This is a genomic window from Burkholderia sp. AcTa6-5 (assembly GCF_017815075.1).
In the GTDB taxonomy this organism is placed as follows: Bacteria; Pseudomonadota; Gammaproteobacteria; order Burkholderiales; family Burkholderiaceae; genus Burkholderia; species Burkholderia sola.
In genome coordinates, this window is record NZ_JAGIQE010000070.1 from 1 (window position 1) to 1104 (window position 1104).

The window sequence follows — 1104 nt, forward strand, 5'->3', positions numbered from 1 at the left end:
TCGGCGTAAATCCGCCCAGGGCCATGTTCGGGCGGTCGTGATTGTAAGTCCACATCCAGTCGGTCGCGAAGCGCTGCACATGGTCCAAGTCTTCCCAGTGGTACTGCGACAGCCATTCGTATCGCACGGTCCGGTTGAATCGCTCGACATACGCATTCTGCTGAGGCTTCCCCGGCTGGATGTAGTCGAGCTTGATGTCGTACTGCCGGGCCCATTCGGTGATCGCTGCACTTAGGTACTCGGGGCCGTTGTCACACCGAATCGCTTTCGGCCTGCCACGCCAACCGATGATCTGCCGTAGCGCACGGATCACCCGCTCCGACGGCAAGGAGAAGTCGATCTCAATTCCGAGCGCTTCGCGGTTGAAGTCGTCGATCACGTTGAACAGCCGGATGCTGCGCCCATCGGCCAGTTGGTCGTGCATGAAGTCCATCGACCAGACCTGGTTGACGGCAGACGGTACCGCCAGCGGCTCAGGTACCTGTCTGACCAGCCGCTTGCGCGGCTTGATCCGCAGGTTCAACTCCACCTCGCGATAGATCCGGTACACCCGCTTGTGATTCCAGCCGAAGCTCTTCACGTTGCGCAGGTACAGGAAGCACAACCCGAAGCCCCAGTTCCGGTGGTTGTCGGTCAGACGCAGCAGCCAGTTCGCAATCTCGTCGTTCTCGGCATCGCGCACGTTGGCGTACCGATAGCAAGTCTGGCTGATCCCGAACGCCTCACATGCCAGCCGGATCGACACGCCTCGACTGGACACCGCATGCTTGGCCATCTCGCGCCGGCGAGATGGCCTCAGCCCTTTTTTGCGAGTGCCTCCGCGACGATCTCTGCCTTGATCTTCTCCTCGACGTACATCTTGCGCAGCCGGGCATTCTCAGCCTCCAGTTCCTTCATCCGTGCGATCAGCGACACATCCATGCCACCATATTTCGAGCGCCATTTGTAGAACGTCGCCGTGCTGATGCCCAGTTCCCGGCACAGGTCCGGTACCGCCAGCCCCGCCTCCACGCGCTTGAGCGCATCCATGATCTGGCTGTCCGTGAATCTCGACTTCTTCATTCTGTAGAACTCCCTCAACGAGAAAATTCTACTTCTGATCCC

The 1104-nt window shown here is 59.7% G+C and carries 1 protein-coding gene; it reads right to left on the reverse strand.

The features are described from left to right. Positions 1-1062, reverse strand: a protein-coding gene (locus J8I33_RS34230; RefSeq protein ID WP_209940000.1) for an IS3 family transposase whose coding sequence is annotated in 2 segments (ribosomal slippage) — positions 1-801 and positions 801-1062 — 1063 coding nt annotated over the 2 segments. Because the reading frame shifts where the segments join, the coding sequence is not laid out codon by codon here. This gene is flagged as partial in the annotation. Between the last annotated feature and the right edge of the window lie 42 nt (positions 1063-1104).